This is a genomic window from Micromonospora craterilacus (assembly GCF_003236315.1).
GTDB lineage: Bacteria > Actinomycetota > Actinomycetes > Mycobacteriales > Micromonosporaceae > Micromonospora > Micromonospora craterilacus.
Map to the genome: position 1 here is coordinate 1 of NZ_POTY01000041.1, position 13,036 is coordinate 13,036.

At 69.2% G+C, this 13,036-nt stretch carries 14 protein-coding genes and 1 pseudogene; 11 read left to right on the top strand and 4 right to left on the bottom strand.

Annotation, left to right across the window (positions count from 1 at the left end; all coding sequences use genetic code 11):
* Positions 1–358, bottom strand: a 358-nt coding sequence (locus C1I95_RS09405; RefSeq protein WP_146605680.1) for a TetR/AcrR family transcriptional regulator, incomplete at its 3' end; no start/stop codon positions are given.
* Between the two features lie 98 nt (positions 359–456).
* On the opposite strand from C1I95_RS09405, the gene C1I95_RS09410 reads away from it, so the two are divergent.
* The 3 genes from C1I95_RS09410 (at position 457) to C1I95_RS09420 (ending at position 3,442) form a co-directional block, all read left to right on the top strand.
* Positions 457–1,203, top strand: coding sequence for an SDR family NAD(P)-dependent oxidoreductase (locus C1I95_RS09410; RefSeq protein ID WP_111213410.1), 747 nt, complete (start codon positions 457–459; stop codon positions 1,201–1,203).
* A 480-nt stretch (positions 1,204–1,683) separates the two neighbouring features.
* Positions 1,684–2,409 (top strand): flavodoxin family protein, encoded by a 726-nt coding sequence (locus C1I95_RS09415; protein WP_111213411.1) that lies wholly within the window; start codon positions 1,684–1,686, stop codon positions 2,407–2,409.
* Positions 2,410–2,500: 91 nt separating this feature from the next.
* Positions 2,501–3,442 (top strand): DUF5996 family protein, encoded by a 942-nt coding sequence (locus C1I95_RS09420; protein WP_111213412.1) that lies wholly within the window; start codon positions 2,501–2,503, stop codon positions 3,440–3,442.
* Positions 3,443–3,505: 63 nt separating this feature from the next.
* Here the strand turns inward: C1I95_RS09420 and C1I95_RS09425 are convergent, their stop codons facing one another.
* A complete protein-coding gene (locus tag C1I95_RS09425; protein WP_111213413.1) occupies positions 3,506–6,268 on the bottom strand; it encodes a helix-turn-helix transcriptional regulator in 2,763 nt (920 codons plus the stop codon).
* 297 nt (positions 6,269–6,565) lie between these two features.
* Between C1I95_RS09425 and C1I95_RS09430 the strand changes: the two genes are divergently transcribed.
* Positions 6,566–7,747: an SGNH/GDSL hydrolase family protein gene (locus tag C1I95_RS09430; protein ID WP_233513443.1), complete on the top strand. Its 1,182-nt coding sequence runs from the start codon at positions 6,566–6,568 to the stop codon at positions 7,745–7,747.
* A gap of 89 nt (positions 7,748–7,836) precedes the next feature.
* Here C1I95_RS09430 and C1I95_RS09435 read toward each other — a convergent pair whose 3' ends face one another.
* A complete protein-coding gene (locus C1I95_RS09435) occupies positions 7,837–8,304 on the bottom strand; it encodes a MarR family winged helix-turn-helix transcriptional regulator (protein WP_111213414.1) in 468 nt (155 codons plus the stop codon).
* 258 nt (positions 8,305–8,562) lie between these two features.
* Between C1I95_RS09435 and C1I95_RS09440 the strand changes: the two genes are divergently transcribed.
* The 7 genes and pseudogenes from C1I95_RS09440 to C1I95_RS09470 all read left to right on the top strand — a co-directional run bounded on the left by C1I95_RS09440 (position 8,563) and on the right by C1I95_RS09470 (position 11,953).
* Positions 8,563–9,219, top strand: a complete 657-nt coding sequence (locus C1I95_RS09440; protein WP_111213415.1) for a hydrolase — start codon at positions 8,563–8,565, stop codon at positions 9,217–9,219.
* A gap of 54 nt (positions 9,220–9,273) precedes the next feature.
* Positions 9,274–9,582, top strand: a complete 309-nt coding sequence (locus C1I95_RS09445) for a GNAT family N-acetyltransferase (RefSeq protein WP_111213416.1) — start codon at positions 9,274–9,276, stop codon at positions 9,580–9,582.
* A 31-nt stretch (positions 9,583–9,613) separates the two neighbouring features.
* Complete coding sequence (locus C1I95_RS09450) at positions 9,614–9,895, top strand: (4Fe-4S)-binding protein (RefSeq protein WP_111213417.1); 282 nt, start codon at positions 9,614–9,616, stop codon at positions 9,893–9,895.
* A 177-nt stretch (positions 9,896–10,072) separates the two neighbouring features.
* Entirely contained in the window at positions 10,073–10,384 is a 312-nt protein-coding gene (locus C1I95_RS09455; RefSeq protein WP_111213418.1) for a MoaF-related domain-containing protein, read from the top strand.
* Positions 10,381–10,773 carry a nuclear transport factor 2 family protein gene (locus C1I95_RS09460; RefSeq protein WP_111213419.1) on the top strand — a complete coding sequence of 131 codons (393 nt, stop codon included), beginning with the start codon at positions 10,381–10,383 and terminating at the stop codon, positions 10,771–10,773. Before C1I95_RS09455 ends, C1I95_RS09460 begins: the two co-directional genes overlap by 4 nt.
* Positions 10,774–10,827: 54 nt before the next feature.
* A pseudogene (locus C1I95_RS09465) lies at positions 10,828–11,422 on the top strand (alpha/beta fold hydrolase); the annotation flags it as partial.
* Positions 11,423–11,653: 231 nt separating this feature from the next.
* Positions 11,654–11,953 carry a RidA family protein gene (locus tag C1I95_RS09470; protein ID WP_199523665.1) on the top strand — a complete coding sequence of 100 codons (300 nt, stop codon included), beginning with the start codon at positions 11,654–11,656 and terminating at the stop codon, positions 11,951–11,953.
* Here C1I95_RS09470 and C1I95_RS09475 read toward each other — a convergent pair.
* Positions 11,939–12,907 (bottom strand): hypothetical protein, encoded by a 969-nt coding sequence (locus C1I95_RS09475; RefSeq protein WP_111213420.1) that lies wholly within the window; start codon positions 12,905–12,907, stop codon positions 11,939–11,941. The genes C1I95_RS09470 and C1I95_RS09475 overlap by 15 nt on opposite strands.
* Between the last annotated feature and the right edge of the window lie 129 nt (positions 12,908–13,036).

Here is a 13,036-nt window from a genome sequence, read left to right on the forward strand (position 1 = left end):
CCACCAGGGAGGCGCGCAGGCTGAGGCACCCTGCCGGGTAGCCCGGCAGGGTGCTGCTCCGAACCGCGCCGTGCAGGAACACCGTGGCCACCCGCTGGGCGGTCGGCTCGGCCAGTGCCTCGGCGCCGTACGACGCCGGGCCGTTGCTGTAGCGGGTCAGGGCCTTCCGGAACAACTCCTCCTTGTTGCCGAAAGCCGCGTACATGCTCGTGCGGTTGATCCCCATGGCCTCGGTCAGGTCGGCGAGGCTCGCACCCTCGTAGCCGTGCTGCCAAAACACCCGCATCGCGTTCTCAAGAGCCTCGTCGGCGTCGAAGCCCCGGGGTCGGCCGACCTGCGCGCTCCGTTGACTGTTCATGTGATCAACCTTACCAGTTCTGTACCGATCGAACCGGAACTGCTACGGTCATTCTGTACCGACCGATCGGTACAGAACCCGAAGGGGGAGACCTCGTCATGAGCGAGTTGACCGGTAAGACTGCCCTGATCACCGGGTCCACCACCGGCATCGGCCGGGCGACGGCCTACGCCCTGGCCGCGCGAGGCGCGAGCGTGGTGGTGACCGGCCGTAACGCCCAGCGCGGGACGGAGGTGGTTCAGAAAATCCAGGCCGACGGTGGCTCCGCCCGCTTCGTCGCCGCCGACCTGGCGAACCCGGAGGACGTGGCCCGGCTGGCTCGGGAGGCCGGCGAGGTGGACGTGCTGGTAAACAACGCCGGGGTGGGTAGCTTCGGTCCCAGCGCCAGCATCAGCACTGAACAGTACGACGCGATGCTCAACAGCAACCTGCGCGCGGTCTATCTGCTGACCGCCGCCCTGGCCCCGAAGATGGCCGAACGGGGCGGCGGCAGCGTGATCAATGTCAGCAGCGGGTCCAGCACGATCGGGGACGTCAACAACGCGGTCTACGCCGCCACCAAGGCAGCCGTGAACGCGCTGACCCGCGCCTGGGCCGCCGAGTACGGCCCGTCCGGCGTGCGCGTCAACGCAGTCGCACCCGGGCCGGTCCTCACCAGCGTCCCCGCCGAGTATCTCCAGGGCTACGTCCCCCTCATTCCGCTGCGTCGCATCGCCCAGCCGGAGGACGTCGGCGAGGTGATCGCCTTCCTCGCCGGTCCCGGCGCCTCGTACGTGAGCGGGGCCACCATTCCCGTGGACGGTGGCCTTACCGCAGTCGAGCCCCCGAAGCCCGGCCACCTGTAGCAGGAACGCGCGATGTCGGCGGCCGTCTCGGGCGGGCGCTGGGAACGCCTGCTCGAGACGCCCGACCGGCTCTTCTGGCGCTACTTCGGCACCGATCGGTACGCAAGGTGAAGGGGGTGTGACGGAGAAGGCAAAGTTGGGCCGACCACGGGCCTTCGACGCCGACGCAGCGCTCGATGGCGTGCGACGCGGCCGTCACGGCGCGCGATCCGGCCGCCACGCGGGATCTCGTCATCACCGCAGGCGGAATGGCCGATGGACCAGAGCGATCGATCGCACTGCATCGGCCACCACGACCGACCGATTGACCGGCCGATCCAGCACAGGCCGCAGCGTCCGACACTCGTCACGCGGACCCACCGGACGCGCCGCTGCGCTCGGACGGCAGATGGTTCCTTTCGTCTGGACCGACGTCGAGAGGCGAGGACCTTGAGCCGACCGGCGGGCCGACAGCACAACCGATTACCAGGAAGGACCCTCATGACCGCGTCGGTGATCGAGAAGCCCGACTTCACCGGGCTGCGCGCGATGTACATCAACTGCACCCTCAACCGGTCTCCCGACCGTAGCCACACCCAGGGGGTGGTCGACCGCAGTGTGGCGATCATGGAGGCGAACGGGGTCAGCGTGGACCAGATTCGCGCCGTCGACCACGACATCGCCACCGGCGTCCGACCGGACATGACCGAGTACGGGTGGGACACCGACGAGTGGCCCGCGCTGCTGACCCGGGTGCTGGCAGCCGACATCCTGGTGATCGCCGGACCGATCTGGCTCGGCGACAACAGTTCGGTGACCCGCCGGGTGATCGAGCGGCTCTACGGCTACTCCGGTGTGCTCAACGAGCACGGCCAGTACGCTTACTACGGCCGGGTCGGTGGCTGCCTGCTCACCGGCAATGAGGACGGCCTGAAACACTGCGCGATGAGCATCCTCTACAGCCTGCAACACATCGGATTCACCGTCCCGCCGCAGGCCGACGCGGGCTGGTTGGGCGAGGTCGGCCCCGGCCCGTCCTACCTCGACGAGGGCTCCGGCGGTCCGGAAAACGACTTCACCAACCGCAATACCGCGTTCATGACCTACAACCTGCTCCACCTCGCGTCGATGATCCGCCGAGCCGGCGGCTTCCCGGCCTACGGCAACCAGCGCACAGCCTGGGACGCCGGTAGGCGCCCCGGCAACGCCAATCCCGAGTACCGCTGACCACGTCAAGAACGCCCATAGGTACCGACCCGCAAGACACGAATGCGGCGACCGCCACCCTCTCGTTACAGCGCCAAGGATGTGTGTACCGATGACAAGCCCGGCAACGATGAGCTGGCCGAGCCTACGGGTCTCGGACTGGACCTCCACCCGCGACACCCTGCACATGTGGACCCAGATCGTGGGCAAGATCCGCATGGCCCACGCTCCGCTGCTCAACCACTGGTGGCAGGTGACCCTGTACGTCAGCCCGCGCGGGTTGACGACGTCGACCATCCCGCACCGCACAGGGGCCTTCGAGATCGAGTTCGACTTCCTCGGCCACCAGCTCGACGTTCGCACCAGCAACGGCGGCACGCGGAGTCTCCCGCTCCAGCCGATGCCGGTAGCCGAGTTCTACACCCAGATCCTGGCCATGCTCGACCAGCTCGGGGTCGAGGCACCGATCCGGCCGCACCCCAACGAGGTCGACCCGGCGATCCCCTTCGCCGAGGACCACCACCACGCCTCCTACGACGGCGAGGCGGCCGCCCTGTTCTGGCGACAGCTGCTGCAGGCGAACCGGGTGATCGGTGAGTTCCGGTCGCACTTCGTGGGCAAGGTCAGTCCGGTGCACTTCTTCTGGGGTGGGATGGACCTCGCCTGCACCCGCTTCTCCGGCCGGTCGGCCCCGCCGCACCCCGGCGGAGTGCCCAACTGCGGGGACTGGGTCATGGTCGAGGGCTACTCGCGAGAGCTGTCGAGCTGCGGGTTCTGGCCCGGCGGCGGCGAGGAAGGCGCGTTCTACTCCTACGCCTACCCCGCACCCGACGGGTTCGCCGAACAGCAGATCGGTCCCGAAGGCGCATACTTCAGCACCGAGTTCCAGCAGTTCCTGCTGCCCTACGAGGTCGCCCGCGCCGCACCGGACCCCGACCGCACGATCGCCGAGTTCCTCCGCACCACCTACGAAGCCGCCGCGGATCTCGGGCACTGGGACCGCTCCGCGCTGGAGGACAACCCGCTCCGGTGGCACCGAGCCACTGCTTCGTGACGACCACCAACGGGGCGGGCACCAACCGGTGCTCGATCGGTCAACGGCGCACGGTCGGACCGGTCATCGCCCGTGGGCGGTCGAGCTGAGCCGCAGGTCTCCGTCGAAGTCGATCCTGGCCAGCTCAGCGCGGGAGGTAATGCCAAGCTTGGGGTAGACGTTGGCCAGGTGATGGCCGACCGTGCGTGGGCTGATCAACAGCTGCGCCGCGATTTCCCGGTTGGTCAGACGGTCCGCGGCCAACTGCGCGACCCGGAGTTCCTGCGCGGTCAGCCCGGCCGCGGTCGGAGGACCGGCCACCGAGGCGGCCCGCCGGTCGGTCAGCGCCTGCTCGCGCAGCGCCCGCACCCGCAGTGGTTCCGCGCCCAGGCGGTCGAAGGTCTCGGCTGCCGCGGCCAGTTGGGACCGGGCGTCGGCCCGGCGGCGTGCGCGCCGCAGCCACTCCCCGTACAGCAACCGGGTGCGGGCGTACTCGAACGGATGCGACCCCGCCCCCGCGACGTCCAGGGCGGCTCGGAACGAAGCCTCGGCCGCCGATCCGCCCTGGGCGAGGGCCCGGAGACGGTGGCCGGCCGTGCGGGCCCAGGCCGCGCCCGTACGCTGCGCCCACTGCTCCACCATGGCGACCTGAACCCCGACGACGTCGCTGCTGCCGACCTGCGCCGCCGCTTCGACGGTGTCCACGGCGGCGAGCAGCGCGAAGGTGGGGTGGGCGGCCTCGTGGCCGGGCTCGGCGAGGCACACCAGGTCGGTCAGCGCCTCCTGTGGACGACCGTCGAACAGTGCCGCCCGGCCACGAATCCAGTAGGCCGATGCGCCGAGCGCTCGCACCCCACGCGGAACCGAGAGCTGCAGGATCCGGTTGGTGTGCTCGTCAACGGTGCGGTGCTCGCCGCGGGCGGCAGCCAACATGCCGAGGCAGCCGCGGCTCTGCGTGGCGAGGTGATCCGCTCCGACCTCCTCGGCCAGCCGCAGGCCCTCGGCCGCCGCCATCTCGGCGGCGCCCCACCGGCCCGCAGCGGTGTCGAGGACCGCGATCTGGGCCAGCACCAGCGCCAACGCAGTCAGCTCGTGCCGACGCCGCAGCTGTGCGGCCTGCACGCGAAGCACGTCGAGCAGCCCGCCGTCGATGCCCCAGGCCTGGACCAGCGGTACGGGCGGGAGCAACTCCCACGCGACCGTACCGAGCCGACCGACGGTGTCGCTGCCCAGGTCCGAGGTCGTCGGCGTGACCTCACCAGTGAGGTCGTAGCAGGACCACCAGTTTCTCAGCACGGGCATCAGCCCCGATACGGCGGAGTCACCGTCGGTGTCCACGGCCCGCACCCGCTGCAGCGCCTCTTGCTGGAGGTCGGACCGACCGGCCGACCACGCCGCGCGGACTGACACGGTGCCAAGCTCCACCGCGCGGCGGGTCTCGGGAACCACGGCCATGTCGCATGCCAAGTAATGGTGGGCACGCTCGGGCATGCCGTAGGCGAACTCGAGGATCCCGCGCAGCCCGCCGCTCAGCCGGACGACGGGAAGCACACCGCCCAGGCGTTCAGCGTCCTCGAGCAACTGCCGCGCCGCTTCAGCGTGGCCGGCGTGCCACGCGGCGCGGGCGGCGGCGGCCAGTCGGCGCGCGGCGTCCGCCGGCTCCGGCGACAGTTCGGCGGCACGGCACAGCGTGCGAGCCGCCGTCGGACCCGCACTGCGTCGCAGGCACTCCTCGGCGGCATCCTCCAACAGTGTGGCGACGTCCTCGTCCGGCCCGTCGGCAGCGGCCGCCAAGTGCCACGCCCGTTCCATGGTGGCGTCAGGCGGCAGGGCCGCAGCCAGCGCCCGGTGCGCAGCCTGCCGTTCCGGGAAGGGGGAGCCGTCGTAGAGGGCTGCCGGGATCAGTGGGTGCCGGAACTCCAGGCGGGTTCCCGAGGCATGGAGCAGACCGGAGCGCAGGGCCTCGTCCCAGGTGGACGCGTCGACGCCCCAGCCGGCCCCGGCACGGTGCACGACGTGCCGGTCGCCCCGACCCTCGGCGGCTGCCAGCAGCAGTAGCGCCCGGGTCGACGGTTTCAGGGCCTCGGCCCGCGCGCAGAACGCCCGCCGCAACCGTGGCCCGACCGGCACCGGGATCCCGGACGGCGGGAGGGTCGCCTCGCCGTCGGTCTCGCGATCGAGGGTGGGCAGCTCGTGCAGCGCCAACGGGTTGCCCCCCGCGGCCCGCACCGTCCGATCGACCAGCGCCGCGTCGGCCTCCGGCACGACGGCGGCCACGAGCCGACGTGCGTCCTCGTCGGCCAGGCCGCCGACCTCCAGCGCCGGCAACCCCTCCCACGGACCCGAGGCGGGATCCTCGTGTCCGGTCAGCAGCACCGCGACCGGCTCCGTCGCCACTCGCCGCGCGACGAACCCCAGGCAATGCGCGCTCGCCTCATCGACCCACTGAGCGTCGTCGACCACGACCAGCACCGGTCGCTCCTGCGCAAGACCGGAGAGCAGCGACAGCACAGCCGCGCCGATGAGGAAGCGGTTGGCCGGATCCCGGCTCATCCCCAACGCACCCCGCAACGCCGCTGCCTGCGGGGCGGCGAGCAACTCCAGCCGATCCAACACCGGCCACAGCAGCTCGTGCAGCGCCGCGAACGCGAGCCCTGCCTCCATCCGAGTGCCCCGACACCGCAGCACCGTCGCGTCGGACGCCGCCTTGACGGCGTACTCGAGCAGAGCGGTCTTGCCGATACCCGGCTCACCCCACAGCACGAGCCCGGAACCCGCGCGATCCGCCGCCCGATCCAGCAGCCGGTCCAGCGCCGCGGTCTCGGCGCGCCGTCCGAACAGTTTCATGTCCCACCCCAGAGTGTCGCGCCCGGCCGCGATGGCACAGCCGTTTCCCAGGCTATCGCCCGGTCTGCCCCTCGGACGGGCGACCGATTGACCGGCCGATCCGCTGACGGCGGAGCTGCCCGACACTCGTCCTGTGCGCGGTGGCTACGCCGTGCACACCGTCCGCACCGACGACCTGAAGCTGCCAGCCAAGATGCCGACGTGCGCCGGCTGATCCGGCGGCGTGGCGTGCCGCCGCCGGATCCCGCCAGTAGTCGACGTCGCGACCACGCGCCATCAAACCGACGGAGTGAGAGCATGAACTCCAGCTGGATCACCACGCCGATCACTGCGGACCTCCTGCGCGGCGCGCTCGACCTGCAACGCACCGCCCGAGGGGTGCTGCCGCACCGACTGCCCGCCCGGGCCCGCGCCCAGAACACCGACGGTCAGCTCACCATGGTGGAGGCCCAACCCGCCGGCGTCCGGCTGGCTCTCCGCACCCGGGCCACCGCCGTCGAGCTGGACACGCTGCCCACCAGGCAGATCTATGCCGGGCTGCCGGCCCGCCCGGTCGGCGTGTACGACCTGATCATCGACGGTCACCTGACCGGCCAGGCCAGCGTGACCGGAGGCGACACGGTGACCATCGACATGACCACCGGCGGCGCCGAGCACCGGTCCGGTCCACCCGGCACCATCCGCTTCACCGGCCGCCCCGACCGGGTGAAGGACCTGGAGATCTGGCTGCCGCACAACGAGACCACCGAACTCGTCGCCCTCCGCACCGACGCCCCGGTCGCGCCCACACCGGATCAGAGGCGCCGAGTATGGCTGCACCACGGCAGCTCCATCAGCCAGGGCTCCAACGCCACCAGCCCCACCGCCACCTGGCCGGCCCGCGCCGCCTCTCTGGGCGGTGTCGACCTGGTCAACCTCGGCCTGGGCGGCAGCGCGCTGCTCGACCCCTTCACCGCCCGGACCATGCGGGACACTCCGGCCGATCTGATCAGCGTGAAGATCGGCATCAATCTGGTCAACACCGACGTGATGCGGCTGCGCGCCTTCGTCCCGGCCGTGCACGGCTTCCTCGACACAATCCGCGACGGCCACCCCAGCACGCCGCTGCTGGTCGTCTCTCCGATCTACTGCCCGATCCACGAGGCACCCCGGGCCCGGGCGCGTTCGACCTCGTCGCCCTCGGCGCCGGACAGGTGCGGTTCCGGGCCACGGGCGACCCGGCGGAACGGGCGAGCGGGAAGCTCACGCTCGGTGTCATCCGCGCCGAGCTGGCGCGGATCACCGCCCAGCGGGCGGCCGACGACCCGAACCTGCACCACCTCGACGGCCTCGACCTCTACGGCCAGTCCGACTTCGCCGAACTGCCGCTGCCCGATCAGCTCCACCCGGACACCGCCACCCACCGCCGCATCGCCGAACGCTTCGCCAAGCAGGCGTTCGCCCCACCCGGTCCCTTCGCAGAGTAAGGGCGGGCGTTGACGGTGGTTGGTCACGGAGGGTCTTGGTCGGTCGAGTGCGGTGTCGGCGGAGTGGAGCCGGGGCGTTCGTACGATCTGTCGCTTGACCGGTCAGTCGGCCTGCCTCTCCAGATGGGCGAGGACGCGGTCCGAGATCCTGGCGAGCATGTCGAGTTCCTCCTGGCTGAGGGCGTCGATGAACAGTCGGCGGACATGTTCGACATGTACGGGTGCAGCGTCTTCGATCGCCTTGACACCGGCTGGGGTGGCGACGATGAACGCTCCGCGTCCGTCGTCGGGGCATTCCTCCTTGTCCACCAGTCCGCGCTCTGTCATCCGCCTGACCTGGTGGGACATGCGGCTTTTCTCCCACTCCACCAGCTTGGCCAGGTCCATGAAGCGCATCCGTCCGCCGCTGGTTTCGGTGAGTTTGGCCAACACGAGGTAGTCGGAGGCGGACATGCCGGAGTCGGCCTGGACTCGGCGGGAGAGTCGTCCGATGAGCTTCTCCTGCATGCGGATGAAACTGTCCCAGGCGGCCTGCTGTTCCGAGGTGAGCCAGCGGGGCGTTGCGTCCATGCGGGGAGCGTAACCACATCGTGCCTGGCTCATGTCTGCCGGACACCCTGAGGGGTACCGCGGTCCGCCCAGTAGTGCAGGCAGCCGGCGTTTCGGAAACTGGTTGACGGATCAACTATCGGTGTCTAGTGTAGCTGATGCATCAACTAACCGGTTGCAGGTTGTCATGCGCGTGGCCGCTTACCCGGTTCGCTGCGGGCATCGAGGCTTCGATCCGCAGGCTGAAGCCACGGACGCGAAGCTCCAGAAGGGAATCCCATGAGCACTGCGAGCAAGGTCGGTCTCGACGCGCTGCTGACGCCCGAGGAGAGCGTCCTTCTGCTGATCGACCATCAGCCGTTCCAGTTCGCCAACCTGAACAGCCACGAGCCGACGATGGTCGTCAACAACGTCATCGGACTCGCCAAGGCTGCCAAGGTGTTCGACGTCCCGACCATTCTGACGACCGTGCTGGAGGAGCGCGGCGGCCTTCTCCTCCAGGGTCTGCAGGATGTGTTCCCGGAGCAGAAGCCGATCAACAGGACCTTCATCAACACCTGGCAGGACGCGCGCGTCGTGGATGCCGTCAAGGCGACCGGACGCAAAAAGCTGATCATCGCTGGCCTATGGACGGAGATCTGTGTGGCGATGCCCGCCCTGCAGGCGGCAGGTGAGGGCTTCGAGGTCTTCGCGGTCACCGACGCCTCGGGTGGTGTCTCGAAAGAGGCCCACGACATGGCGGTGCGCCGCATGGTCCAGGCAGGCGTGGTGCCGATCACCTGGATGGCCGTGCTGGGCGAGTGGCAGCGCGACTGGGCCCGCGAGAAGACCGTGCCGGGCGCCGCCGAGATCCAGGCGCAGCACGGCGGTGCCACCGGTGTGGCCTTCGCCTGGGAGATGCAGCTCCTCGCCGGACACGCCGGAAGCAGCCTCTGACCTGACCACCGCGCCGGTCGGCCCATCTAGCAGCTGAGATCTGATGGAGGACACATGGTAGTGAATGTGAGCGATGTTCCCGAAGCCAAACGGTACGAGGCTCGGGTCGAGGGAGAGTCCAAGGTCGCGGGCGTCGCGCAGTACATCCGCACCACGGAACTCATCGCGTTCGTACACACCGAGGTCTCGCCCGAATACGAGGGCAGGGGAGTCGGCGCGGCCCTAGCCCGCGCCGCCCTCGACGAGGCCCGCGCCGCGAACCTGCTGGTCCTGCCCACCTGCCCATTCTTCGCGGGTTGGATCGCCCGGCACCCCGAGTACCAGGACCTGGTGTACCAGTCCCGCAGCAGAGTCAGCGACTGAACAGCCGGGCACGGCAGCGACGGAGGTCGGTATGAGCAGCGGAAGCGCGAAGAAGGCGTACGAGGGCCAGTCGATCACCGTGACCTTTGAGGCCAGGCGTTGCCTGCACGCCGCCGAGTGCGTCCGCGGCTTGCCGGAGGTCTTCGACACGGGCCAGCGCCCGTGGATCCGCCCCGACGGTGCCGAGCCCGAGCGCCTGGCCGAAGTGGTGCGGCGCTGTCCCTCCGGAGCGTTGCAGTACGAGCTCGTAGACGGCGGGGCGGAGACCCCGGACAGGCCCACGCAGATCAGCCGCGACTCACCGGACAGTTGATCGTGCGCGGTAAGTCGAGAGTGGACACGTCGCACCCGACACCGCGGTGATTCAGCGGCTTCGACGCGCCGGTTGCCTACGCCTTCGGAATCACGTCGATCACATCGCCGGCGGTGCCCGTGAGGTCGTGGTCGATGGATACAGAACATGCAACCCGGCCGAAGATGGAAGGACGCTATGACCGAGCAGGTGGTCGGCAGAAGCTACCGGTTCAACCTGGGTGAACTGAAGGTCCGGTTCACCTTCGACTCGCAGACTCAGGGCAGCTTCGTCGTCGAGAACGGCGCCGGGCTCGCGCCCGACGGTCACGCGGAGACCGTGAAGCTCGACCTGAAGAAGATCCGCGACGGCGTCTACCTGAATTCGTGGACCGAGGCCAGCGGTGCCACCGTCACCCACGTCGAGGACTTCGCCAACGCGACGGTGTATTCCAACGTGACGGTCGGCGGCACTCTCTACAACTTTGTCGGGACTATCGAGGAGGCATGACCATGGCCGAGAAGGCGACCGACCAGGCTCAACGTAACACCGAAATCGTACTGACCGCCATGCGGGAGCTTTTCGCCGAGAAGGACATCACCGCGCTCGACCGGTACTGGGCTGAGCCCTACGTGCAGCACAGTCCCCAGATGGCCAGCGGTCTGGACACGCTCCGCGCGGTGGTGCCGGATCTGGAGGGCTTCTCATGGGAGCCGAAGCGGATCGCCGCACAGGGCGACCTCGTGTTCACCCACAGCATCGTCCACGGCTGGGCGCCGAACCCGGTCGTCATCGTCGACATCTTCCGGCTCGATGATGGTCGTATCGTCGAGCACTGGGATGTTATTCAGGATCTCATTTCCGCCGAGGCGACCGTCGACGGTAACCCGATGGTCTGACGCCCCGCAGGTGGGGGAGGAACGGTGCCGATACGCCGTTCCTCCCCGCCGACCCTCGTCCTTCGCGACGTCATCCTGGTGGGCTTCTCGATGGGCACGGGCGAGCTCGCCCGCTACGTATCGCGGTTTGGCCACGAGCGGGTCGCGAAGCTCGCGTTCCTCGCCTCGCTGGAGCCCTTCATGGTTGCTCGCGACGACAATCCCGAGGGCCTGCCGCAGGAGGTCTTCGACGAGATCGAGGCTGCGGCGGGCGAAGGGTGACCGCCACGCCTGGTACACGCAGTTCTTCTCGGACTTCTACAACCTCGACGAGAACATCGGCAGCCGCATCAGCCGGGAGGCGGTCACCGGCAACTGGAACGTCGCCATCTCCAGCGCACCCGTGGCGGCCTACGCCGTCGTCTCCTCGTGGATCGAGGACTTCCGCGCCGACGTCGAGGCGGTCCGGGCGAGCGGTAAGCCGGCGCTGATCCTGCACGGCACCGCCGACAACATCCTCCCCATCGAGGTCACGGCCCGTCGCTTCCGTCAGTCGCTGCCCGACGCGCAGTACGTGGAGATCGAGGGGCCCCCGCATGGGCTGCTCTGGACGCACGCCGACGAGGTCAATGCCGCCCTGCGCACCTTCCTCGGCTCGGTCCACGACTAACCGGCACGGCGGCCGTCGGCCGCTGGCCGAGACAACGGCCGGACGCTGTCACCGACGAGCGAGCAGAGCCCGCGACGCAGCCCCGAAAACCCCGCACGCGCCCGCGGCTGAGGATCCAGCCATCTGCTGCGAGGGCGGCGTCGGCGGCCATCTCACGTACCCGACCTACTCGCCGACGCGACCCCGAACCGGATGACGCCGCAACGCCCAGCTGAGAAAAGGACAGCCGCCATGACCGTACGGCTGCTCAACCCCGAAAACCACGTCGCGATCCCGCTCTACCACCATGTGGCGATCGCGACTGGAAACACTCAGATCCACCTGGCGGGCCAGGTCGCCTGGGACGAGAACGGCCAGCTGGTCGCCGACGACCTCGCCGGCCAGAATCGCTCAGGTCTACCGCAATGTCGCGAAGGGGCTCGGCGCGGCAGGGGCGACGTTCCACGGCGTCGTCCGCTTTACCTGGTACTTCGCGAAGTAGGACCGCAGCATGTCGCTGTCGTCGTCCAAGTGGGTTTACAGGATGTATAGGAGGTTGTGGGTCGCGGCGAAGTGGTCGTTGTCACGTGGTGGTGTCCGTGCGAGCAGGTGTTTGGCCGCTTGGTTGCGGCGTTCGCTTCCGAGGCCGACGCCGACATGGGTCAGGGTGGGATGGTTGGTGAATGGGGTGAACGCCTCGACCGGTAGCGATGACTGGGTGACCCAGAGGTCGCGGAGTCGGGGTGCGGCGGCGAGCCCGTGAAGGGCGTTGGGCTGGCGTAGGCGCCGCATGCCGTCGAGGTCGACGCGGAGCAGCGCGGTGCTGGGACTGAAGTCGGGTAGCTGGTCGATGGTCAGGGCGTTCAGGATCAGCCATTGCAGCGCGGGTAGGCGCGGCACCGGTTCGAGGTTGGTGAGTCGACGGACGTTGCGGACTGCGAGGTAGCTCAGGGTGGGGATCTGGGTGAGCCATTCGGCGTCGGTCAGGGAGCCGAGGGTGAGTGATAGTGACTGCAGGTGCGGCAGTGTGACGATTGGGAGGACTTGGTCGACCGGGATTCTCCACAGGGCGAGGCCCTGCAGGTTGGGGTTGGTGTCAAGTAGGTCCGCGAGGCCACGGCGATGTGTGGCGATCCTGAGTTCGCGCAGCTTCCGGAACGCGGTGGCGGGGGTGAGGTCGAGGGGCTTGCGGGTCTCGCCGAGGTCGAGGAACTCGACCTCGGCGTTCAGTTGGTGCAGTGGGGTCAGGTCGGTCAGGTGGAACAGGTGGGCCACGCTGAGACGGCGAAGGTGCGGGAACCAGCGCAGGAACCGCAGCGTGGACAACTCGGTATCAAAGCCATACGCGCGCAGGGTGACGGACGGATACTCCGCCAGGACCGCGGCGAGCGTCCGGTAGTCCGCATCGGAGAGCGGCACCTGGAACTGCACCCTCGTAGCCGTGTCGAGCTCGGCCCGCAGCCGCGGCACGTCGATCGGACTCGACACCTCCACCAGACCGCCCACAGCTACGGATCTTCCCGCCTGCGGTCGCCGCGCTCAAACTTCAAGCGGCGGCGACCTTCTACCCGTTCGCCCGGCCGTGCGCTGAGCGGCCAGAAGCGGATGCCGGGCAAGACCCCGATCTGCTCGTTC

What these genes read in the sequence shown, in the direction of transcription:
- C1I95_RS09410 (WP_111213410.1), top strand. Translation starts at nt 457, where the DNA reads ATGAGCGAGTTGACCGGTAAGACTGCCCTGATCACCGGGTCCACCACC.
- C1I95_RS09415 (WP_111213411.1), top strand. Translation starts at nt 1,684, where the DNA reads ATGACCGCGTCGGTGATCGAGAAGCCCGACTTCACCGGGCTGCGCGCG.
- C1I95_RS09420 (WP_111213412.1), top strand. Translation starts at nt 2,501, where the DNA reads ATGACAAGCCCGGCAACGATGAGCTGGCCGAGCCTACGGGTCTCGGAC.
- C1I95_RS09425 (WP_111213413.1), bottom strand. Translation starts at nt 6,268, where the DNA reads ATGAAACTGTTCGGACGGCGCGCCGAGACCGCGGCGCTGGACCGGCTG.
- C1I95_RS09430 (WP_233513443.1), top strand. Translation starts at nt 6,566, where the DNA reads ATGAACTCCAGCTGGATCACCACGCCGATCACTGCGGACCTCCTGCGC.
- C1I95_RS09435 (WP_111213414.1), bottom strand. Translation starts at nt 8,304, where the DNA reads ATGGACGCAACGCCCCGCTGGCTCACCTCGGAACAGCAGGCCGCCTGG.
- C1I95_RS09440 (WP_111213415.1), top strand. Translation starts at nt 8,563, where the DNA reads ATGAGCACTGCGAGCAAGGTCGGTCTCGACGCGCTGCTGACGCCCGAG.
- C1I95_RS09445 (WP_111213416.1), top strand. Translation starts at nt 9,274, where the DNA reads ATGGTAGTGAATGTGAGCGATGTTCCCGAAGCCAAACGGTACGAGGCT.
- C1I95_RS09450 (WP_111213417.1), top strand. Translation starts at nt 9,614, where the DNA reads ATGAGCAGCGGAAGCGCGAAGAAGGCGTACGAGGGCCAGTCGATCACC.
- C1I95_RS09455 (WP_111213418.1), top strand. Translation starts at nt 10,073, where the DNA reads ATGACCGAGCAGGTGGTCGGCAGAAGCTACCGGTTCAACCTGGGTGAA.
- C1I95_RS09460 (WP_111213419.1), top strand. Translation starts at nt 10,381, where the DNA reads ATGACCATGGCCGAGAAGGCGACCGACCAGGCTCAACGTAACACCGAA.
- C1I95_RS09470 (WP_199523665.1), top strand. Translation starts at nt 11,654, where the DNA reads ATGACCGTACGGCTGCTCAACCCCGAAAACCACGTCGCGATCCCGCTC.